Raw genomic sequence first — 20,079 nt, 5'->3', positions numbered from 1 at the left:
CGAACACCACTCAGGATCGACGGTGTTCGACGAGTAAATCCGTCACAGCGGCGCGGTAAGACTCCGGCTGATCGTCGTGAACGAGATGTCCGGCGTCGGCGATACGCACGTAGCGAGTGCCGGGTCGCCGTGCCATCTCCTGCATCTGCCCCGGCGGGGTGATCGTGAACTCGCCCTCGACGAGCAGTGCGGGAACCGACACCGCGTTCCACTGATCCCAGAAATGTCGGATACCCCATTCCTCGGAGATGTCGCGGAAAGTGGAGACATCTCCGTGCAGGTACCAGCCGTCGTCGCGGCGTTCGAACGAGTCGAGAAAATACTGCCCGGCCACCGGGCCGAAGAAATCGGTCACGGCGTCCGCCGATGCAAACGGTTGCGGCCACGCCGCCACCATCTGCGCCCAATCCGCAGCGGTGCGCCCCCGAAAGTCGGGGGCCATGTCCTCGAGCACCAACGCCGTCACCTTGTCCGGGTGTGCAGCCGCGAAGCACCAGGCGTGCAGCGCACCCATCGAGTGCCCGATCACGATCATCGGCTCGCCGATCTCCGCGACGGCGGACGTAAGATCCTCGACGAACGCTTCCGTGGTCAGTTCGGCCGGTGCCGGTCGTGCGTGGCCGGCCGCGTCGAAGGTGTAGACGTGACCGAACTGCCGAATCCACGGGACGTGCCGACGCCAGGTGCGGGCACTGCCCATCAGTCCGTGCAACAACAGAATCGGCCTGCCGCTCCCACCTTCGTCATGCAACACGAGTGTCACCGTACGCGCGCAGGACACACAGGTAATGTCGATTCCATGGCAGTCGTGAAGATCAATGCAATCGAAGTTCCCGAGGGTGCAGGCCCCGAATTGGAGAAGCGGTTCGGAGCGCGTGCTCACGCCGTGGAGAACTCTCCCGGATTCCTCGGATTCCAACTCCTTCGCCCCACCGCCGGTGAGAGCCGCTACTTCGTGGTGACGCAGTGGGAGTCCGAGCAGGCATTCGCCGACTGGCGTGACGGCCCCGCTCGTGAAGCTCATGCAGGCGAACGCGCGAAGCCGGTAGCCTCGGGCGCATCGCTGCTCGAGTTCGAAGTTGTCCTGGACGTGGCAGCAAAGAGCTGATCCGGTCGAGGATTGTGCTCGCGTTGCGAGCACAATCCTCCTCACGCGTTGACACGAGCGGGCCGTAGTGCCAAAGTTCGCTTGTTAACGCGATGGTTCGACAGGAATCCGGTGCAAGCCCGGAGCGGTCGCGCCACTGTAATTCTGGGCGTCCCGCACGCCCAGACAGCCAGATACTTCGGCCATCGCATGGACCTAGGGGACGCGAAAATCCCAGGAGGCTTCGATGGCTCTCGCCTATTCTCCCGATTCGTCGATCGACTCGGCTCGACTCGCTTGGATCGCCGCAGCCGTGGTGCTGCTCTCGATGCTCGCGCTCTACGTGGTCGGATTCGACCAGGGCGCGATATCTCGTACCGGCATGTACATGCATGAACTCATGCACGACGGACGCCACCTGATGGGCCTGCCGTGCCACTAGTCGACAATTTCACGAAGCTTCTCATTCGTGGTTTGTTGGCCGGTTTGATCGCAGGCATCCTTGCCGGCGGTGTCGCGTTCGTGCTCGGTGAGCCGCACGTCAATGCCGCCATCGCGATCGAAGAGGCCGACAGTGCTGCCGACGGATCCGCCGGTCACACCCACGGTGACGAAGAAGCCCCGCTAGTCAGTCGCGACGGCCAACGTGGCGGCCTGTTCCTGGCCACCTCGCTGGCCGGGCTCGCGCTGGGAGCGATCTTCGCCGTCGTCGCCCACTACGGTCGTCGAATCACCACAATGTCTGGACCGCTACTGGCGATCATCATCGCCGTCGGAGGCTGGTTGGCCATCGAGGCCGTACCGTTCTTCAAGTACCCGGCCAATCCTCCGGCCGTCGGTGATCCCGACACCATCAACCAGCGAACCCTCTTGTGGCTCGCTGCCGTGATCCTCGGACTGCTGGCCGTCACCGCTGCCGCAGCTGCCGCGAAAGCCGTCGCCGGACACGAGTTCCTGTCCGTGCGCATCGCCGCTCCGGTCGCAGCTTTCCTGGTGATCGTCGCGATCGGATACATCTCACTTCCCGGCGTCAACGAGGTGGGCTCCGACTTCCCGGCCACCCTGCTCTGGGAGTTCCGACTCTCGTCCCTCGCCACCCAGGCAACGCTCTGGCTGGTGCTGGGGTTGGCCTTCGCTTTCCTGACCGACCGGGCCACCAAGAACTCCGAGATCGCTCGCAAGTTCGCGGTCCGCTGACCCGTTTGCTGTGCGCCTTTGTCAACCCTCGGGGGTTGACAAAGGCGCACAGCAGTTTTTAGGTCAGGTGATGTACTTCCTGAAGTCCGTAGACCGGGGTCGGGATCCCCTCGTAACGGGCCTTCAACTGCAGGGCCAGGTACAGCGAGTAATGGCGCGACTGATGCAGATTTCCGCCGTGGAACCACAGCGCTTCCTGCTGCGTCGGCTTCCACATGTTGCGCTGCTCACCCTCCCACGGCCCCGGATCCTTGGTCGTGTCCGAGCCGAGGCCCCACACCTTGCCGACCTTGTCGGCGGTGTCCTGACCTATCAGATCTGCCACCCACCCGTTCATAGAGCCGTAACCGGTTGCGTAGACCACCACGTCGGCAGGCAGTTCCGTGCCGTCTTCGAGGATCACGCTGTTCTCGGTGAGTTCACGGATGTTGCCGTGGGCAAGCTTGATGTCACCGTTGGCAACGAGTTCGGCTGCACCGACGTCGATGTAGTAGCCCGACCCGCGTCGTAGGTACTTCATGAACAAGCCCGAGCCGTCGTCGCCCCAGTCGTGGTCGAAGCCGGCCTTCTCGAGACGATCGTAGAAGTCCTTGTCGCGCTCGCGGATGGCGTCGTAGACGGGGATCTGGAATTCGTGCATGATCCGATACGGCAGCGAACCGAAGGTCAGATCCGCCTTGTGCGTGGTCATCCCGGCGGCCAGTGCGCGCTCCGAGTACAGATCGCCCAGACCGAGGTCCATGAGGGAATCCGACTTCACGATGTGCGTCGAGCTGCGCTGCACCATCGTGACGTCGACGCCGTTCTCCCACAGGGCGCCGCAGATGTCGTGCGAGGAGTTGTTCGCGCCGATGACGACGACCTTCTTGCCCACGTACTGATCCGGGCCGGGGTGCTTGCTCGAGTGGTGCTGATCGCCGAGGAACTTGTCCTGACCGGGGAACGTCGGGACGTTCGCCTTGCCGGACATGCCGGTCGCCATCACCAACTGCTTGGGACGCAACGTCAACTGCTCGCCGTTACGGTTGACCTCGACGGTCCATTCCTGCGTCTTCTCGTCGAACGACGCGGAGGTGCAGGTGGTGGAGCTCCAGTACGGAACCTCCATGACCTTGGTGTACATCTCGAGCCAGTCGCCGATCTTGTCCTTGGGAGCGAACACCGGCCAGTTCTCGGGGAAGGGCATGTACGGCAGGTGGTCGTACCAGACCGGGTCGTGCAGGCACAGGGACTTGTAGCGGCCACGCCACTGATCACCGGGGCGCGCATGACTGTCGATCACGATTGCCGGAACCCCGAGCTGACGCATCCGTGCACCGAGCGCGATGCCACCCTGCCCGCCGCCGACTATCACCACGTACGGCTGTGTGGTGTAACCGAGTTCGCGGTCCTCGATCTCCTTCTCCTCCGCCCAGGTGATGCGATTCGGGTCAGCGCCGTGCTTCGCGCCACGCGGGCGACGGGTGCCTTTGCCTTCCTCGTGCCCTTTCAGTTCCTGCAACGACGTAAGCAGGGTCCAGCCCTCGTCGCCCTTGAGACGAAGGTGTCCGTGCGCCCGGCCGGTTGCCGTCTCGAACGCGATCCAGGCAGAAGTGACCCCATCGGCTTCGTCGGGTGTCTCGGTGGTGTGAAATCCGGACGGATCGGTGTCCGCGAGACGGTCGGTGAGCATGTCGGCGATCTGCTCGCGCCCCTCGACGGTCTTGATGTTCCAGGTGAACGAGACTAGGTCACGCCAGAAGCTGTCGAGTGCGAACTTGCCTACAACTCGCTCGATGTCACGAGCTGCAAGCGCCGCCTCGAAATCCGCCAACCACGCGTCGACGCGCTCCTGAGGTGTTACAGCCGTGAGCCCAGGTGCAACTGCGGGTTCGATGGTTTGCGTCATCACTTCTCCTTCTTTGTGAATGTGATACACAGCACACATCAGAAGTGGTGGGGGTCACAAGCGTTGCAGTCGGTTGCAATGTGCGCACTTGTGATCATCGCCGAGCGGAGAGTGGGCTCGCCGGTGAACAGTCCGGCGGCGTCACTGCACGCGGCCACCCGAAGCGGATGGGTTTCCCAACTCACCCGGAAATGACCTGGCGGAAAATGCGATCCATCGCCCGAAATGTCGGCCAAGTTGACGCTGCGAAAGAACCTCGCGCGAATCGTCGTCGCGCAGGCCTGTCGATTCGTGGACCACGCCGCCGTCACGCCGGCCCTACCGGCGAGCGAACTGCAGCTGTTGCCGCTCTCTCGTGCTCCGGCCGTGCGTTCGTCTCAGGCGGGTTCGGAGGCCTGAGTGAGCAGCTGCAGGAACACCTCTTCGGGTTGAGCTCCGGACACCGCGATCGCACGATTCGCGACGAAGAACGGGACGCCGCTCACCTGAAGCTGTCGGGCCGTCGACAGGTCCTCGCGGACAGCCTCGACAGCGGCATCGGAGTCGAGTTGTTCGCGTACGGTGTCCGCGTCGAGTCCGACGCTCGCAGCCAGTTCTGTCAGCACCTCACGGTCGTCGATGACCTTCCCGTCTCGAAAGTGCGCCTGGAAGAGCGCCTCGAGGAGAGCGTCCTGCTTGTCGCCGGCCAGGTGCAGCAACCGGTGCGCGTCGAAGGTGTTGGCTGCGATCGCCGTCTCGAAGTTCAGCGTCAGCCCGACCTCCGCGGCCGTCGTGGTCACGTGCCCGAACATCTGCCGAACCTGATCCGGTGCCATGCCCTTCATCTCGACGAGTGCGTCGAGTTCGGTACGGCCCTCCCCCACCGGAGTCTCGGGTGCCAGCTGGTACGAACGCCAGATAACGTTGACACGGTCCTTGTTCTCGAAACGATCCAGAGCCGCGAGGAACTTCGTCTTGCCGATGTAGCACCACGGACAGGCGATATCCGACCACACTTCGATGGTCACGTCTTGGTCAATCACGATTTGATCGGTCACCGAAGGTGCAACAACGAACAGGGGTGGGATTAGTCCCCGTCACACGACCAGACCGCAGCGGTACGCAACCAGTGACGCACTGACCCGGTTGGACACGCCCAGTTTGGCGAACGTCGACGACACGTGGGTTTTGACGGTGGTTTCACCGAGGTACAGCTGCGCCGCGATGTCTGCGTTACCGAGCCCCGTCGCCAACAATTCGAGGACTTCGCGTTCACGCTCGGTGAGAACAGCCAGTGGAGCCTGATCGCGCACCGGTGGGCGCGGGGTCGCCGCCACTATCGCCCGGATCGACTCCCGGCTGAACAATGCGTGATCGGCAGCCACTACCCGCACTGCCTGTTGAAATGCTTGCGGCGCTTCGCTCTTGCTCAAGAAGCTGTGCGCCCCGGCCTCGACGGCGCGGACCACCATGTCGTCGACGTCGAACGCCGTCATCGCGATGACTTTCGGCGCCTTGGGCATGGTCATCAATTCGCGGGTCGCGTCCAACCCGCCGACGCGCGCCATCTTCAGGTCCATCAGCACCACGTGCGGCCGGAAGCGGATCACTTTGCCTGCGACCTGATCTCCGTCCTCTGCCTCCGCCACCACCACGATGTCCGGCGCAGCCTGGAGAATGTCTTTCATACCGTGGCGAACGAAAGGATCGTCGTCGACGATCAGCACGGTGATACGCGGGTCGGTGTCCATGGTGCGCTCAGATTACCCAGGAGCGCCGACAACGCTACGAGGACCAGGGGACCCAGCAGGTGACCAGAAAGTCCTCACCGATCACGCCTGCCTCCACTTTGCCCCCGATGTCACGAGCCTGCTCGGCCAACCCCCGCAGACCTGAGCGCGATCCGTTCGACGTCATCGGTGGACGATCACTGAGCTTGTTACGAGCACGTATGCGGATTCCCTCGTGTGGTGAGCCTTGGACGGAGATGACGAGGATCTGATCGCTCGCGTACTTCTGGACGTTGGTGAGCGCCTCCTGCACGACGCGATAGCAGACGTGACCTGCCAACATGCCGACGTCACCGGGTAGCAGTTCGGCTTCGAGCCGGCAGTGTATTCCCGCGGCGCGAGCGCCGTTGACCAGGTCGCCGAGAGCATCGATTCCCTGATGTCCACCGTGCTCACGACGATCCCCGTTCCCGCGAAGGACGCCGACGATGCCTTTGAGTTCGTCCAACGCCTCGTGTGCGGTGGTCCGGATCATCGCCGCGGTGTTGACCACCTTCTCGGGGTTGTCGGCGGCATTGACCTGCAACCCACCTGCGAACAGCGAGATCCGGCTCAAACTTGCGGCAATGGTGTCGTGCATGTCCCGGGCGATGCGGGTTCGCTCCTCCGCTCGGATCATCTCCTCCCGCAGCACATCCGTTTTCTCGGTGGCCAGATCTCGGACGTGCTCGGCTTCCACGAGAGCTGACTTGGTACGAGCGAGGAGCGAGAGCGCCACGACGATTCCGACCATCACCGCAGCCGATACCCACGGGATCCACAGTGCGACGTCGTAGTGGACGAGCTCGCTACCGTCCTCGGGTGTCCGAGTACCCATCGTCAGGACCGAGAACTCCCGACTACGAAAAGCGTCGTAGGTCAACGATATTCCGCACACCACGAACACGGCAGCCGCCGCCCCCGCCAGCCGGAGTCCGCGCGCGAACGCGGCTACCGCAAACAGGGCAATGAGCGATGCCGTTGCATCCGTCGCGAAGAACAGCGGGCCGATCAGCGTCATCGCCAACACCGGCCACGGCTGCTGGTGTCGCCACACCAGCGCGATCCCGCCGGCCGCGCTCAACACGAATCCGAGGGCGACGTTCCACACCGGGATGTTTCCGGAGGACCCAGCCAGACTCGCCGTCATGATCGAGCAGAAGATGCTGAACGTAACGGCGACAGTGGTCCATACGCGTCGCCGCACGGCATTTCCTCTGGTGCTGATCATCGAGAAAGAGTATCGAGCGACACCGACTCGACGAATCCGGCTAACGGATGGACAGAGCCGTCAATTCCGACCGAAAGGAGGAGGCGAGCCGATCATTCGACTGACGCGCCGGACACCCGTCACATCGTTGACTTGTGCCATACCAACTTCCGAAAGGCGCATACCATGCGATCTCTCCCGCACCCCCCTCCTCGTCCTCGCCGTCGGCGCAACCCTGTTCGCCACCATCGCGTCCGGCGAGAGCGACACCGCCGAGAAAGTCGACGACAACGGCTCGTCGTCGGCACCTGCCGCAGCCTTCGGGGTCGGCGACGTCGTCGAACTCGGCGACTGGCGTGTCCAGGTCCACGGCGTCGTCGACCCGTACGTCTCGACCAACGACTTCATCACCCCCGCCGCCGGCAACCGGTACGTCGTCGTCGACACCGAGGTGACCAACAACGGCAGCAAGCCGTCGACGGTGTCGTCCATCATGTGCTTCGAGCTGCAGGATTCGACCAACAAGTCGTACAACATGACCATCACCGGCAGCTCCACCGCCGGTGTCGACGGCGAACTCGCGCCAGGGGCCGCTCGGCGAGGTGAACTCGCCTACGAGGTTCCGGAGGCCGCAACCGGGCTGCGCCTGCAGTTCAAGTGCAACCTGTTCTCGTCCGGCTCCGCCACCATCAACCTGTCATGACCCGGCCGGGCGATCTGCTGCTGAGTCCCTGGGCACTGGCATCCGTCGGGGTGCTTCTACTCAACGACCACGTACTCAAAGGTGTGTACGGAAACGTGTTGACGGGCAAGCTTTCCGACGTCGCTGGGGTGTTCGTGTTTCCGTTCCTGATGCTCTCGATTCTCGAGATCAGCACTCGCAGCATTGTTGGTCGTGCAGCGATCGTCTGGTCCATCGCCGTCACCGGTGCCGGCTTTGCCGCGGTGAAGCTGGTTCCGGTGGTTGGTGATGCCTACGAGTACGCGATCGGGGTTCTACGGTACGTCCTCGCCGGTTTCTCCGGCGACCTCACACCGATCCTCGTCTACCGCGACGTGACGGATCTGTGGGTACTGCCGGTCCTGGCAGGGAGCGCTCTCGTCATCTCCCGCAGACGGTTTCGGGCGCCGGTCTCGGCGCCCGAAACCGGCAGAATCAGTCCAGCGCCGCGTCTAAGGTGATCTCGACGCCGGTCAGTGCCTTGCTGATCGGACATGTTTCCTTCGCGTCCTGCGCCACCTTCGCGAAACCGGCGGCGTCGAGGCCGTCGACCTCCGCGCGAACGGTGAGCTTGATGCCAGTGAGCTTGAATCCGACGGTGTCCGGGCCCAACGATACGTCGGCGGTGATGTCGAGGCTCTGCGGCGTTCCGCCTGCCTCGGCGATCAACGCGGACAGCTGCATCGCGTAGCACGACGAGTGCGCAGCGGCGATCAACTCTTCCGGGCTGGTAGTGCCACCGGCTTCGTCAGCAGCACGCTTGGGAAACGACACGTCGAACGTAGCCACACCGGAACTGGTGAGCTCGACCTGCCCCGATCCAGCTTCGAGGGTGCCGTTCCAGGCGGTGCGTGCGGTACGAGTTGGCATTGTTGTCTCCACTTCCGTCTTCGCTGGTGCGATGTACGCCTTACCCCTCGACCGTACCCGGGGGATGTGAAGTCACACCTATGCGAGACCGAACAATCACCTCTTCCGTTGATGGAGGGCCAGGTGCAGAGCACGAACCTGGTCCACCAACTCCGCCACCGGACCTTGCACGGGAATGTTCGGTGCCACCTCGTTGATCGTCAGAGCGCGCACAGGAGCGGGTTCGACACCCCAGTCCGCCAACCAGCCGCCGAGTTGGTCGGCCGAGCAGATGTAGACGATCCTTCCCAACCCCACCCAGGCGTGCGCAGCCGAACACATCGGGCAATGCTCACCTGATGTGAATACCGTTGATGCCGAACGCTCGTCCACTGTCAGGTGGGCCGCCGCCCACCGGGCCAGCTCGAACTCGGGATGGCGGGTCTCGTCACCCACTCCGACACGATTACGGTCCTCCGCAAGTACCGTACCGTCCGCAGCGACCAACACGGAGCCGAAAGGCTCGTCGCCTGCACCCAACGCTTCCTCCGCAAGTTCGACGCACCGACGAAGGTGCCTCATCTCCGTCTCGTCCGTCACCGCTGAACCTCTTCGTCCGTCGCCACACCGTGCATGTCCGCAGACTCTATCTGCCGAGAGCCAGTTTCTTACCGATCACCGAAATCGCGTTACCGCACTTGAATGTTCAGTGCAAGATTGAACACTGAAACGTCCACCGCCACTTCGTCGTAGACAGCCGCAGGAACCGTAACGGTCAACTGGGTCAGGTATTGCCCGGAACTACTTTCGGTAACGACGTAGCGAGACGTGGCATCGAGCATCAAGTCCTCGATCGAGTAGATCCCACGAATGAAAAATGCTGCTTGCCCGCGGAACTGCGCACTGCTCGTCTCGAATTCCATCCACGACGGCAACCCTCTGGCATCAGCACGAGCACACTCGAGCAATTCGTCCGCGGGTACGTGTTCAGATAGTCGCCCGTGAAGTAGGACTGCATTCGAAACCCACCCAGACTCCCCATGTGACGGATTGACCAGAACTTGCTGCGCCGCTGGAAACGATCCGGTCGGGGCCGCGATCCATCCCGGTAGGAGCACCGTCGACGCAACGGTGCCAGACGATGGGTCCGCGACCACGGGTATGCACTCGACACCCCTACCGGACAGATATTCAGCGATCGTTCGAGGACTCGATGTCCCGTCAAACATCGGTCGACCTCTCCGACTGATCGGTAGGACGGCAGCCTGGTCCAGTCGACGACTTCGCTTGTCTCGCACGCCGGAAGCGCTCACGTAACGGCAACGGACGCAGCAACTCACGAGCATTCGGTTCGCCGAGCATGTATCTGTACTCGGGATGATCTTTCATGTATCTGATCAGACTTGTCAAGGCATTAGGTTCAACGGGAAGAAGGCTCACCTGAACAGTGATTTCTGTCAATGATTCACGCTTCATCATTCTTGAATGAATAATGTCGCTCGTCGTAGTTATCTTCATCTGATTGTTTCGAGTTTCGACGCCAGAGTAACCGATTGAACGTTGAGTAAGAACGAGGTCGATACTCTCCCAACGGATAAAAGATTTCCTTCCTTTCATCACCGACAGTCGCCCTGCGCGAACATTCCTCTCCATCCCGTCCGAATACAGTCGATAATCGGTATTCGAGCGAAATGCCAAGAACAAAATAGCCAAGGCGCATGCGAGACTACCGAGAACAGCCATGTAATTGGCACCACTCGATGTGTCGCGGCCAAACGGCAATAGTGACATCGATGCACTCGTGTAGTGCAAGTATGCAGATGTCAGCCCGTATACCCCAACCAACACAAGTAAGGCAATCATCGCATCGACAGCTCTGTTCGCTGGGATCACCACACCCGAACCGTACTTCGTCGAACGCGTAGCCGCAATTCTCTTCGAAAGTCCGAAGTAGCGAAAACCTGCGGACCATAATGCGGCAGATCCTCCCGCCACTGCAACCAAAATCAATACGGTCGAGATAACAACAGTATGATTTTCGTGCAAACCATCTCGAACCAGTGCTCGCAGAGCAAGAATGGAGAGCGCAACAAAGCACAGAAAAACAAAAATGAACGGGTAGCGTATAGATTGGGGCCAATACGGATAATATTTTTCGTCAGAGATCTTTCTTCTGATTTCAGAAAGCACTTCGTTTGCCATCAGAAGATCGTGTCCCACACGAATTGCACGCCCTTCGACACACCAAAGGCCACGCCACCGGAAACGACAGCCCCGGCCACGAAACCCACTGCGGTCCCGACCCCAGGTGCAACCGCCGATCCTCCCAGTGCCCCCGCCGCAGCACTCGACAAAAAGCTGCCCGACACACCACCGAACCACAGCCCAACCCCCGCCCCCGCACCCTCGGACACAACGGCTTTGGTGGGATCCATTCCCCCGTTGATGTCGTTGGCAATCGCGGGTACAGCACCCAGTACCGCTCCGAACGGGCCGAGACCCTTCCCGATCGACCGGGCGACATCGTCACCTACAGATGCCGCCCCACTCGCCAAGCCACGCCCCGTCGCATCGGTCATCACACCGACCACCGACGCTGCAGCCGTTGCCGGCACATCGGGACGCCAGGAAAATCCTCCGTCGTCTCGCACCACCACCTCGCCAGGAGTGGCCGCCTGAGCAGACCGCTCGAGCAGATCCGTCGATGCACGAATCATCCCGATGGCGGCAGTGGCAATCGAATCACATTCCTTCAAAGCTTCGACCACTTTGATCGTCGCCTCACACGCTTCCTTCTCGATCCGCATCCTCGCCAGTTCAACTTGCACCGCAGGCTCTTTCGGGAATTGTGCAAGCTTTTCACTGGCATCGACGACTCCGTTGTCCCGCACCGTGAACCCGCGGCGGGTGACGTCGATGGTTAACGACAGCAGATGTTCCCTCGCGGCTTCCAAAGCCCCCACGCCCGAGCTGTAGTCGTTCGCGAGCGCCCGCAATGACGACGTTACGCGGTCCGCCAGGCGCTTTTCACCCATCACCCGCGCTGCGGCAGCTCGAGCACCCGCGCCTGTCCACGCGCCGACAAGCGAATCCTGCTCGACGACAATTTCGTGAATCGACTCTTCCACTCTCTGTGCCAGTGCGACCAATCCATTTGCACTGTTCTGCAGTGCATTTGAATCCCAGCAAGTCACGTCCGGAACAGTGAGCGTCACGAAGGTACGTCCATCATGCGGAGCTTCATGGCAAAGTCGTCCTCGGTGATCCGGTAGTCGTCTGCCACTCCGTCTGCGATATCGGCAACAACACGTAAACGTTCACACATGTTTTCGAGCGCCAGTATCGCCGCACCACAACCTAGCTCGACGGACGCCCGCAAATCGGTTCCGGGCAGCGCGTCTTCGACGACAGAAAACGCGGTGGTGACATCGGTGTTTTCCAGTCCACCAGCCGCACTTTCGACCGTCTGCGCAAAAGCCCTCAACATCTCCGGATCAACCTGCAGCGTCACGATTCCCCCTCTAACTCGAACCCACCCCCCGGCGAGAATAACAGACCGGACTCGATGTTTCCGGTCGTCGGAAATGACCGAAGTGAACCACCCATGAGTTGACCGATACCGAGAACCGGACGAAGCTGTACTGGGATCGTGCTGCGCATTCGGGTCGATCATCTCCCACTTCAGGACACCGAACGCGGACTGGGCCGCAAGCGGTATCGATCGACAACGCACCAACTCGCATTCGGAACGGTAACACTTCGTAAACCTATCGAAAGCTGTTGATCACCATGCCATTTACCTTCGCTTACATAACCTTCCCCGCAGGCGGGCAGGCGTGGACAGACGAAGCACAGCGCGCCGAAGGACTCGGATACTCCACGATCCTTCTCCCCGACACCTACGTAACTCCGTCACCGTTTCCATATCTCGCAGCCGCCGCCGTCGTGACCAAGTCAGTCAAATTGCGCTCGTGGGTGTTGGCGGCACCTACCCGCACCGCGGCGACAACTGTCCGTGAAGTCGATGCGTTGCAAAATCTCTCGGACGGTCGATTCGAACTCGGTATCAGCTCTGGAAGACCCGACGCCGCAGCGGAAGCGGCGGCAGCCGGGCTGCCGTGGGGCTCGGCGCCCGAACGGCGCGCGCAGGTCGCGGAGACGGTGCAGATCGTGCGTGAGTCTGTTGATCCAGCACCTCCGGTGATCGTCACAGCGGGCGGACCGAAGGCTCTGATCGCTGCGGCCGGGTACGCCGACCGAATCGGGCTCGCGGCACAGCCACAAGCCACCGAGGCACAGCTACATTCGATGGTCGACGTGATCAGGTCGAGCACCAACCCGAATATTCCACTCACATTTCAGATCGGCGGGATCGGCGATCACGTCGACGGTTGGGTACGACGGATGACCGGCATGACCGACACCGAACTACGAGAAGTCGGCGCGGTCGGCCTACTGGACGCGGACCCGGCCGTGGCGGCAGAACTACTCGAGGGTCTGTACACGCGATGGGGCGTCGACGAGATCATCGTGCCGTCGTCACTCACGGATGTCTTTGCTCCCGTGATGAAACGATTGACCTGACACGCACATACGTACGAGAGCGGGCGGCACCCTTTCGGATACCGCCCGCTCTCGTCTACTGCTGTGTATTACTCTGCGGCGCTTTCGCTCTCACTTGCCTTCGAGAGCTCCACCGGCAGGGCGTCGGGAACGTCGATGGACTTCTTGGTGGGCGTGAACGTGAACTTCGCATCCTCGCCTGCGCCCTCGCCGTCCCAGTTCTCGACGTCGACGAGCACGATATGACCAGGTCCGATCTCCCCGAAGAGGATCTTCTCCGACATCTGGTCTTCGATCTCGCGCTGGATGGTGCGGCGCAGCGGCCGCGCACCGAGTACCGGATCGAATCCGCGCTTGGCCAGCAGCGACTTGGCCTTCTCGGTGACCTCCATCGCCATGTCCTTGTTCTTGAGCGCCACCTCGACGCGAGCAAGCATGAGGTCGACCATCTGGACGATCTGCTCGTTCGTGAGCTGGTGGAAGACGACGATGTCGTCGATACGGTTCAAGAACTCGGGACGGAAATGCTTCTTCAGCTCGTCGTGCACCTTGAGCTTCATCCGCTCGTAGTTCGACTCCGTGCCGGTTCCCGAGCTGAAGCCCAGGCCGACCGCCTTCGAGATGTCGGACGTACCGAGGTTGGACGTGAAGATCAGCACCGTGTTCTTGAAGTCGACCATGCGCCCCTGTCCGTCGGTGAGACGACCGTCTTCGAGAACCTGCAGGAGGGTGTTGTAGATCTCCTGGTGAGCCTTCTCGATCTCGTCGAACAGTACAACGGAGAACGGCTTACGACGGACCTTCTCGGTGAGCTGGCCGCCCTCTTCGTATCCGACGTACCCGGGAGGGGCACCGAACAGACGCGAAGCGGTGAAGCGATCGTGGAACTCGCCCATGTCGATCTGGATCAGTGCGTCGTCGTCACCGAACAGGAAGTTGGCGAGCGACTTCGCCAGCTCGGTCTTACCGACGCCTGACGGACCGGCGAAGATGAACGAGCCAGAGGGACGCTTGGGATCCTTCAGACCTGCACGCGTACGACGGATTGCCTTGGAGACGGACTTGACCGCCTCTTCCTGGCCGATGATCCGCTTGTGCAGCTCTTCTTCCATACGGAGCAGACGGGTGGTCTCCTCCTCGGTGAGCTTGAAGACGGGGATGCCGGTCCAGTTGCCCAGAACCTCGGCAATCTGCTCGTCGTCGACCTCGGCGATGACGTCGAGGTCTCCCGCACGCCACTGCTTCTCACGCTCACCGCGCTGAGCGACGAGGGTCTTCTCCTTGTCGCGCAGGTTCGCAGCCTTCTCGAAGTCCTGTGCGTCGATCGCGGATTCCTTCTCGCGGCGTGCGTCGGCGATGCGATCGTCGAATTCGCGCAGGTCCGGCGGTGCAGTCATCCGACGGATGCGCATTCGCGCGCCCGCCTCGTCGATGAGGTCGATCGCCTTGTCCGGCAGGAACCGGTCGTTGATGTAGCGGTCGGCCAGCGTTGCGGCTGCCACGAGTGCGCCGTCGGTGATGGACACCCGATGGTGTGCTTCGTAACGGTCGCGCAAACCCTTGAGGATCTCGATGGTGTGCTCGACGCTGGGCTCGCCGACCTGAACCGGCTGGAAACGACGCTCGAGAGCGGCGTCCTTCTCGATGTACTTGCGGTACTCGTCGAGAGTGGTGGCACCGATGGTCTGCAGCTCACCGCGAGCCAGCTTGGGCTTGAGGATCGAGGCCGCGTCGATGGCGCCCTCGGCCGCACCCGCACCCACCAGGGTGTGCAGCTCGTCGATGAACAGGATGATGTCGCCGCGCGTGTTGATTTCCTTGAGGACCTTTTTCAGGCGCTCTTCGAAGTCACCGCGGTAACGGCTGCCGGCCACGAGCGACCCGAGGTCGAGCGTGTACAGCTGCTTGTCCTTGAGGGTCTCGGGAACTTCGCCGTTGACGATGGCCTGAGCCAGACCCTCGACCACAGCCGTCTTACCGACACCGGGTTCACCGATGAGCACCGGGTTGTTCTTGGTGCGACGCGAGAGAACCTGCATCACGCGCTCGATTTCCTTCGCACGGCCGATGACCGGGTCAAGCTTGCCTTCGAGGGCAGCTTGCGTCAGGTTGCGACCGAACTGGTCGAGCACCAGCGAGGTGGACGGCGTGCCGGCCTCTCCGCGGGTACCACCGGTCTCGGTGGGTTCCTTGCCCTGGTAGCCCGACAGCAGCTGGATGACCTGCTGGCGGACGCGGTTGAGATCGGCACCGAGCTTGACCAGAACCTGGGCTGCGACGCCCTCACCCTCGCGGATGAGGCCGAGCAGGATGTGCTCTGTACCGATGTAGTTGTGTCCGAGCTGCAGCGCTTCGCGCAGACTCAGCTCGAGGACCTTCTTGGCGCGCGGCGTAAAGGGGATGTGACCGGACGGAGCCTGCTGGCCCTGGCCGATAATCTCCTCGACCTGGCTGCGGACTCCCTCGAGGGAGATTCCCAACGACTCCAACGACTTGGCGGCAACACCCTCGCCCTCGTGAATGAGGCCGAGAAGAATGTGCTCCGTGCCGATGTAGTTGTGGTTGAGCATCCTGGCTTCTTCTTGCGCCAGGACGACAACGCGCCGCGCGCGATCGGTGAACCTTTCGAACATCGCTCTCCCTCACACTTTCCGGCTTGCAGGTTCGAGACCGGATGTCTCGTCCCTGGTCGCCGCGTTTCGCTCCGGCACTACAGACTGATCGCCTTGCCGATGAGCAGACTGGCGTCCACGATCGACAAAGGTTGCACGACCCCACTTATTACTCTAGTAGGCGCGGGGGCCACCTGCTGCTCCTCCACCCGATTGGTGGCGGAATCCGGCTTGCTTATCGTTCACAACGTCGCAGCTCCGGCAATCGTTTCCCATCACCTGTACGCCTGAAGCGAACAGGTCCAGAACCAGGCCGGACGGGGTGAATCGAGCAGTTGACGCGGGCAAATCGGCGACGGTCGGGTGCGCGCGGACGCTACAGCTCGCCCTCCACCATCCTTGCCATGGTCTCGGACAAGACGTCCACACCTGCGATCAGATCGTCGTCGAGCGTCAGCTCGTTCTCCGCGTGGGAGACCCCGTCGACGCTCGGAACGAACAGCATGACCGTCGGGACGAGGTCCTTCATGTTCGTCGAGTCGTGTCCGGCGCGGGTACGCACTCGCATCCGGCTCAGCCCGAGTTCATCGATCACGTCTTCGGCCAGGGCCACGCCTTCCGGTTGATAGGTGTGTCCCTTCCAGGTGTGCGCGAAACGACGTTCGATCTCCACGTCTGCGGACAACTCGATCTCGGCGAAGGTGCGCGCAAGTTTCGCCGCTGCCTCTTCGAGTAACTCGTCCGAGGACGAGCGCAGGTCGAGATGCATGTTCACCTCCCGCGCCACCACGACCGGAGAGTTCGGGTACACGTTGAGTTGGCCACAGGATGTGTGGAGGTCGTCGCCGTACTCGTCGGCCAGTTCACGCAGGGCGACCACCACCCGCGCCGCGCCGTAGAGTGCGTCCTGCCGATCGGCTATGGCGGTGGCTCCCGTGTGCGACTGCGCTCCGATCACCGAGATCTCGTATTTGTCGGCGCCCCAGGTGGAGGGCACCACCCCGATGTCGACGCCGGCCTTGTCCAGTTCGCGGCCCTGCTCGATGTGAATTTCCGCGTACGACGCGACGGTGTGACCGGGCGAAGTGTGCTGTGGTCCGACGGCGAACACATCGGTGTCACCGAGCATGTCCCAGGAGCCGAGTGCCTCCGCCACCGAGACGCCGTCGCCGTCCTCGGTGGCGAGCGCCGCCGCCAGGTCGATCTTTCCGGTGAACACTCCACTGCCCTGCATCGACGGTTTGAAGCGTGAGCCTTCCTCGTTGAACCAGTTCACGACGGCGATGTTGTGGACGGCTCGACCCGGATTGTCGAGGTGATACCGCCGAAGACGGTCAGCGGCATGCGCGGCCGCGAGCACTCCGTAAGCACCGTCGAAGCGTCCACCACGCGGTTGGCTGTCCAGATGTGAGCCCGCGAGAACGTAGGGCGCACCGGGCACCAGTTCGTGGAGTCCGAACATGTTGCCCACTCGGTCGTAACGCACGGTGAATCCGCGGTCGCTCAACCACTCGGCCAGCCACCGGCGATTCTCCGCGTCGGCGGCGGTCGCGGCTTGCCTCTCGACGCCGCCGGCCGGGGTCACGCCGAAGCCGGACATGACGACGAAATCGTCGAGGAATGCCGCGTTCGCTGCCTGGTCGGGCACGATGCGCAATCGTTTCTGCTCTGCAGCCATGCTGGTTCCTTTCTCTCCGGTCACGACCGAGCCGCCACCACTGGGGCGAGTGCCGGAATCACATTCTCGCCGTATGCATTCAGCGTCTGCTCTTTCCCGTCGTGTTGCAGGTAGACGGCAAACTGGTCGACGCCGAGATCGCGCAACTCCTGCAGCCGCTCGACGTGGCGCTCGGCGGGGCCGAGTAGACAGAAGCGGTCGACGATCTCGTCCGGAACAAATGTCGTATGAGTGTTGCCGACTCGACCGTGCTCGTTGTAGTCGTACCCCTCGCGGTTCTCGATGTAATCGGTCAGGGCCGTGGGAACCCCGGATCCGTCGCCGCCGTAGGTCTTCACCAGATCGGCGACGTGATTGCCGACCATCCCACCGAACCATCGACACTGGTCACGCTGATGGTCGACATCGTCACCGACATATGCCGGGGCGGCTACGACGATGGTCACCGAATCCGGGTCCCGCCCCGCGGCTTCCGCGGCCTGGCGAACCTTGCCCACCGTCCAGTGGACCACCGCCGGATCCGCCAGTTGAAGGATGAAGCCGTCAGCCACCTGTCCGATGATCTCCAACGCGCGTGGTCCGTAACCGGCACCGTAGACGTCCAGTCGCGACTTCTCGGCCCACGGAAACCGCACCGTGGTCTCGTTGACCACTGCGCTTCGCCCGTTGGCGAGTTCCTTGATCAGCGAGATGCTTTCCCGCAGGGTGCTCAGAGTCGAGGGCTTGCCGGACAGCACCCGCACAGCCGAGTCACCGCGCCCGATTCCGCACACCGTGCGATTGCCGTACATGGAGTTCAGTGTGGCGAAGGTGGACGCGGTAACCGTGGCGTCACGGGTCAGCGGGTTCGTCACCATGGGACCGACGACGATGTTCCTGGTGGCGGCGAGGATCTGGCTGTAGATGACGTACGGCTCGTGCCACAGCACGTGAGAATCGAACGTCCAGACGTGGGTGAATCCACGATTCTCGGCGGCAACCGAGAGTTCGACCACCCGTGAAGCGGGCGGATTGCATTGCATGACTACACCGAAGTCCATGTGTTCGCTCCTGTCTTTGTGATCGTCACGAAACGTGACTGGCGGAAAATCGCTGTATCACAGCAGATTCTGGGACAGGCCCCGGCGAACGAATCGTCCGTCCGTACGTGCGCCCAGGTAGGTTCTCGACTCGACGATCACCTTGCCGCGGGAGAGAACGGTCTGTACCGCGCCGTCGATCTCGAACCCTTCCCAGGCCGAGTGGTCCATGTTCATGTGATGTGTCTTCTCGACGCCGATACTCGTGTGGCTGGCCGGGTCGTAGACGACGACGTCGGCGTCCGCCCCGGGAGTGATGACGCCCTTTCTCGGATACATCCCGAACATGCGGGCCGGTGTCGTGCAGCACACCTCTACCCATTTCTCGAGGCTGATCCGGCCCTCGACCACGCCCTGATACATGAGGTCGAGTCGATGCTCCACTCCCCCGATCCCGTTGGGAATCTTGGAGAAGTCGGAGATTCCGAGTTCCTTCTGATCCACCATGCAGAACGGGCAGTGGTCCGTCGCCACTCCGGCGACGTCTCCCGTGCGGATGAATTTCCAGAGTTCGTCCTGATGACCCTCCGCTCGTGAGCGCAGCGGGGTCGAGCACACCCATTTGGCTCCCTCGAACCCCGGCGCCCCCAGTTGCTCTTCGAGCGACAGATACAGGTATTGCGGGCAGGTTTCGGCGAAGACGTTCGCACCTCGACCACGCGCTGTGGCGATCTGCTCGAGTGCCTGTCTGGCAGAGACGTGCACCACGTACAGCGGTGCGCCGGTGACGTCTGCGAGCATGATGGCACGATGAGTGGCTTCTTCCTCCAGCTGCCACGGCCGTGAGACACCGTGATAGTAGGGTGAGGTCTCCCCGCGGCGCAGGTGCTGCTTCACCAGTTCGTCGATGGCGATTCCGTTTTCGGCGTGCATCATCATCAGCGCACCGATGTCGGCGGATTTCTGCATGGCCCGCAGGATCTGTCCGTCGTCCGAGTAGTACACCCCCGGGTACGCCATGAACAACTTGAAACTGCTCACCCCTTCCGTCACCAGTTCTGACATCGCGGAAAGAGATTCGTCGTTCACGTCACCGACGATCTGATGGAAACCGTAGTCGACGGCGCAGTTTCCGGACGCCTTGTCGTGCCAGGTCGCCAACGTGTCCTGCAAGCGCTGCCCCGGGGTTTGGATCGCGAAGTCCACGATCGTGGTGGTTCCGCCGAATGCTGCTGCCCGAGTGCCGGTCTCGAATGTATCGGATGCCGTGGTACCGCCGAAGGGCATCTGCATGTGAGTGTGGGCGTCCACCCCACCGGGAATGACGTACTTGCCAGTGGCGTCGATGACGGTGTCCACGTTCGCGGCCAGTTCCGTCCCGAAGACAGCAGTACCGGGTTCGAGTAGCGCGACGATCGTTTCACCGTCGATCAAGACGTCGAGCAGTTGCCTGCCCGTCGTCGAGATCACCGAGCCGCCGCTGATCAATATGGTGGTCACGGGCATG

Annotated in this window: 21 protein-coding genes and 1 riboswitch; of the genes, 6 read left to right on the top strand and 15 right to left on the bottom strand. The window is 62.1% G+C overall.

Annotated features, from left to right (window positions below; genetic code table 11):
- Positions 1-10: 10 nt before the first annotated feature.
- Complete coding sequence (locus ABH922_RS00755) at positions 11-754, bottom strand: alpha/beta fold hydrolase (RefSeq protein WP_424805116.1); 744 nt, start codon at positions 752-754, stop codon at positions 11-13.
- Between the two features lie 45 nt (positions 755-799).
- Between ABH922_RS00755 and mhuD the strand changes: the two genes are divergently transcribed.
- The 3 genes from mhuD (at position 800) to ABH922_RS00740 (ending at position 2,284) form a co-directional block, all read left to right on the top strand.
- Complete coding sequence (mhuD, locus tag ABH922_RS00750) at positions 800-1,108, top strand: mycobilin-forming heme oxygenase MhuD (RefSeq protein WP_424805115.1); 309 nt, start codon at positions 800-802, stop codon at positions 1,106-1,108.
- A gap of 76 nt (positions 1,109-1,184) precedes the next feature.
- Positions 1,185-1,309: riboswitch (cobalamin riboswitch) on the top strand.
- Between the two features lie 25 nt (positions 1,310-1,334).
- Positions 1,335-1,529, top strand: coding sequence for a CbtB domain-containing protein (locus ABH922_RS00745; RefSeq protein ID WP_424805114.1), 195 nt, complete (start codon positions 1,335-1,337; stop codon positions 1,527-1,529).
- Entirely contained in the window at positions 1,520-2,284 is a 765-nt protein-coding gene (locus ABH922_RS00740; RefSeq protein ID WP_424805113.1) for a CbtA family protein, read from the top strand. The genes ABH922_RS00745 and ABH922_RS00740 overlap by 10 nt, the downstream gene beginning before the upstream one ends.
- 58 nt (positions 2,285-2,342) lie before the next feature.
- On the opposite strand, the gene ABH922_RS00735 is transcribed toward ABH922_RS00740, so the two are convergent.
- From ABH922_RS00735 to ABH922_RS00720, 4 genes are all read right to left on the bottom strand, one after another.
- A complete protein-coding gene (locus tag ABH922_RS00735; RefSeq protein WP_424805112.1) occupies positions 2,343-4,172 on the bottom strand; it encodes an NAD(P)-binding domain-containing protein in 1,830 nt (609 codons plus the stop codon).
- A 377-nt stretch (positions 4,173-4,549) separates the two neighbouring features.
- Positions 4,550-5,179 carry a DsbA family oxidoreductase gene (locus tag ABH922_RS00730; protein ID WP_424805111.1) on the bottom strand — a complete coding sequence of 210 codons (630 nt, stop codon included), beginning with the start codon at positions 5,177-5,179 and terminating at the stop codon, positions 4,550-4,552.
- A 69-nt stretch (positions 5,180-5,248) separates the two neighbouring features.
- A complete protein-coding gene (locus tag ABH922_RS00725) occupies positions 5,249-5,902 on the bottom strand; it encodes a response regulator (RefSeq protein WP_424805110.1) in 654 nt (217 codons plus the stop codon).
- A gap of 34 nt (positions 5,903-5,936) precedes the next feature.
- Complete coding sequence (locus ABH922_RS00720) at positions 5,937-7,151, bottom strand: sensor histidine kinase (protein ID WP_424805109.1); 1,215 nt, start codon at positions 7,149-7,151, stop codon at positions 5,937-5,939.
- Positions 7,152-7,278: 127 nt separating this feature from the next.
- Here ABH922_RS00720 and ABH922_RS00715 point away from each other — a divergent pair, with 127 nt between their 5' ends.
- Positions 7,279-7,833, top strand: a complete 555-nt coding sequence (locus ABH922_RS00715) for a DUF4352 domain-containing protein (protein ID WP_424805108.1) — start codon at positions 7,279-7,281, stop codon at positions 7,831-7,833.
- A complete protein-coding gene (locus tag ABH922_RS00710; protein ID WP_424805107.1) occupies positions 7,830-8,312 on the top strand; it encodes a hypothetical protein in 483 nt (160 codons plus the stop codon). Before ABH922_RS00715 ends, ABH922_RS00710 begins: the two co-directional genes overlap by 4 nt.
- Here the strand turns inward: ABH922_RS00710 and ABH922_RS00705 are convergent.
- The 6 genes from ABH922_RS00705 to ABH922_RS00680 form a co-directional block, all read right to left on the bottom strand.
- Positions 8,287-8,721 carry an OsmC family protein gene (locus ABH922_RS00705; protein WP_424805106.1) on the bottom strand — a complete coding sequence of 145 codons (435 nt, stop codon included), beginning with the start codon at positions 8,719-8,721 and terminating at the stop codon, positions 8,287-8,289. The genes ABH922_RS00710 and ABH922_RS00705 overlap by 26 nt on opposite strands.
- Before the next feature lie 96 nt (positions 8,722-8,817).
- A complete protein-coding gene (locus ABH922_RS00700; RefSeq protein WP_424805105.1) occupies positions 8,818-9,300 on the bottom strand; it encodes a nucleoside deaminase in 483 nt (160 codons plus the stop codon).
- Positions 9,301-9,389: 89 nt separating this feature from the next.
- The gene (locus tag ABH922_RS00695; protein ID WP_424805104.1) at positions 9,390-9,929 is read right to left on the bottom strand and encodes an LpqN/LpqT family lipoprotein; all 540 of its coding nucleotides are present in this window, start codon (positions 9,927-9,929) and stop codon (positions 9,390-9,392) included.
- Positions 9,922-10,902: a hypothetical protein gene (locus tag ABH922_RS00690; RefSeq protein ID WP_424805103.1), complete on the bottom strand. Its 981-nt coding sequence runs from the start codon at positions 10,900-10,902 to the stop codon at positions 9,922-9,924. Before ABH922_RS00690 ends, ABH922_RS00695 begins: the two co-directional genes overlap by 8 nt.
- Complete coding sequence (locus ABH922_RS00685; RefSeq protein WP_424805102.1) at positions 10,902-11,828, bottom strand: hypothetical protein; 927 nt, start codon at positions 11,826-11,828, stop codon at positions 10,902-10,904. The genes ABH922_RS00690 and ABH922_RS00685 overlap by 1 nt, the downstream gene beginning before the upstream one ends.
- 83 nt (positions 11,829-11,911) lie before the next feature.
- A complete protein-coding gene (locus ABH922_RS00680; RefSeq protein WP_424805101.1) occupies positions 11,912-12,211 on the bottom strand; it encodes a hypothetical protein in 300 nt (99 codons plus the stop codon).
- Between the two features lie 278 nt (positions 12,212-12,489).
- On the opposite strand from ABH922_RS00680, the gene ABH922_RS00675 reads away from it, so the two are divergent.
- Positions 12,490-13,284, top strand: a complete 795-nt coding sequence (locus tag ABH922_RS00675) for an LLM class flavin-dependent oxidoreductase (protein WP_424805100.1) — start codon at positions 12,490-12,492, stop codon at positions 13,282-13,284.
- A gap of 68 nt (positions 13,285-13,352) precedes the next feature.
- Here the strand turns inward: ABH922_RS00675 and ABH922_RS00670 are convergent, their stop codons facing one another.
- From ABH922_RS00670 to hydA, 4 genes are all read right to left on the bottom strand, one after another.
- A complete protein-coding gene (locus ABH922_RS00670; RefSeq protein ID WP_424805099.1) occupies positions 13,353-15,896 on the bottom strand; it encodes an ATP-dependent Clp protease ATP-binding subunit in 2,544 nt (847 codons plus the stop codon).
- Between the two features lie 355 nt (positions 15,897-16,251).
- Positions 16,252-17,553: a M20 family metallo-hydrolase gene (locus tag ABH922_RS00665; RefSeq protein ID WP_424805098.1), complete on the bottom strand. Its 1,302-nt coding sequence runs from the start codon at positions 17,551-17,553 to the stop codon at positions 16,252-16,254.
- A 20-nt stretch (positions 17,554-17,573) separates the two neighbouring features.
- Positions 17,574-18,593, bottom strand: coding sequence for a TIGR03842 family LLM class F420-dependent oxidoreductase (locus ABH922_RS00660; protein WP_424805097.1), 1,020 nt, complete (start codon positions 18,591-18,593; stop codon positions 17,574-17,576).
- A gap of 57 nt (positions 18,594-18,650) precedes the next feature.
- On the bottom strand, positions 18,651-20,072 hold the full coding sequence (gene hydA / locus ABH922_RS00655; RefSeq protein ID WP_424805096.1) for a dihydropyrimidinase: 1,422 nt from the start codon (positions 20,070-20,072) through the stop codon (positions 18,651-18,653).
- Positions 20,073-20,079 lie beyond the last annotated feature (7 nt).

The organism is Rhodococcus sp. 27YEA15 (genome assembly GCF_049739425.1).
Classification (GTDB): domain Bacteria; phylum Actinomycetota; class Actinomycetes; order Mycobacteriales; family Mycobacteriaceae; genus Rhodococcus_F.
This window is presented reverse-complemented; position numbering and strand designations above follow the sequence as displayed.

What these genes read in the sequence shown, in the direction of transcription:
- mhuD (WP_424805115.1), top strand. Translation starts at nt 800, where the DNA reads ATGGCAGTCGTGAAGATCAATGCAATCGAAGTTCCCGAGGGTGCAGGC.
- ABH922_RS00745 (WP_424805114.1), top strand. Translation starts at nt 1,335, where the DNA reads ATGGCTCTCGCCTATTCTCCCGATTCGTCGATCGACTCGGCTCGACTC.
- ABH922_RS00735 (WP_424805112.1), bottom strand. Translation starts at nt 4,172, where the DNA reads ATGACGCAAACCATCGAACCCGCAGTTGCACCTGGGCTCACGGCTGTA.
- ABH922_RS00725 (WP_424805110.1), bottom strand. Translation starts at nt 5,902, where the DNA reads ATGGACACCGACCCGCGTATCACCGTGCTGATCGTCGACGACGATCCT.
- ABH922_RS00720 (WP_424805109.1), bottom strand. Translation starts at nt 7,151, where the DNA reads ATGATCAGCACCAGAGGAAATGCCGTGCGGCGACGCGTATGGACCACT.
- ABH922_RS00710 (WP_424805107.1), top strand. Translation starts at nt 7,830, where the DNA reads ATGACCCGGCCGGGCGATCTGCTGCTGAGTCCCTGGGCACTGGCATCC.
- ABH922_RS00705 (WP_424805106.1), bottom strand. Translation starts at nt 8,721, where the DNA reads ATGCCAACTCGTACCGCACGCACCGCCTGGAACGGCACCCTCGAAGCT.
- ABH922_RS00695 (WP_424805104.1), bottom strand. Translation starts at nt 9,929, where the DNA reads ATGTTTGACGGGACATCGAGTCCTCGAACGATCGCTGAATATCTGTCC.
- ABH922_RS00690 (WP_424805103.1), bottom strand. Translation starts at nt 10,902, where the DNA reads ATGGCAAACGAAGTGCTTTCTGAAATCAGAAGAAAGATCTCTGACGAA.
- ABH922_RS00675 (WP_424805100.1), top strand. Translation starts at nt 12,490, where the DNA reads ATGCCATTTACCTTCGCTTACATAACCTTCCCCGCAGGCGGGCAGGCG.
- ABH922_RS00670 (WP_424805099.1), bottom strand. Translation starts at nt 15,896, where the DNA reads ATGTTCGAAAGGTTCACCGATCGCGCGCGGCGCGTTGTCGTCCTGGCG.
- ABH922_RS00665 (WP_424805098.1), bottom strand. Translation starts at nt 17,553, where the DNA reads ATGGCTGCAGAGCAGAAACGATTGCGCATCGTGCCCGACCAGGCAGCG.
- ABH922_RS00660 (WP_424805097.1), bottom strand. Translation starts at nt 18,593, where the DNA reads ATGGACTTCGGTGTAGTCATGCAATGCAATCCGCCCGCTTCACGGGTG.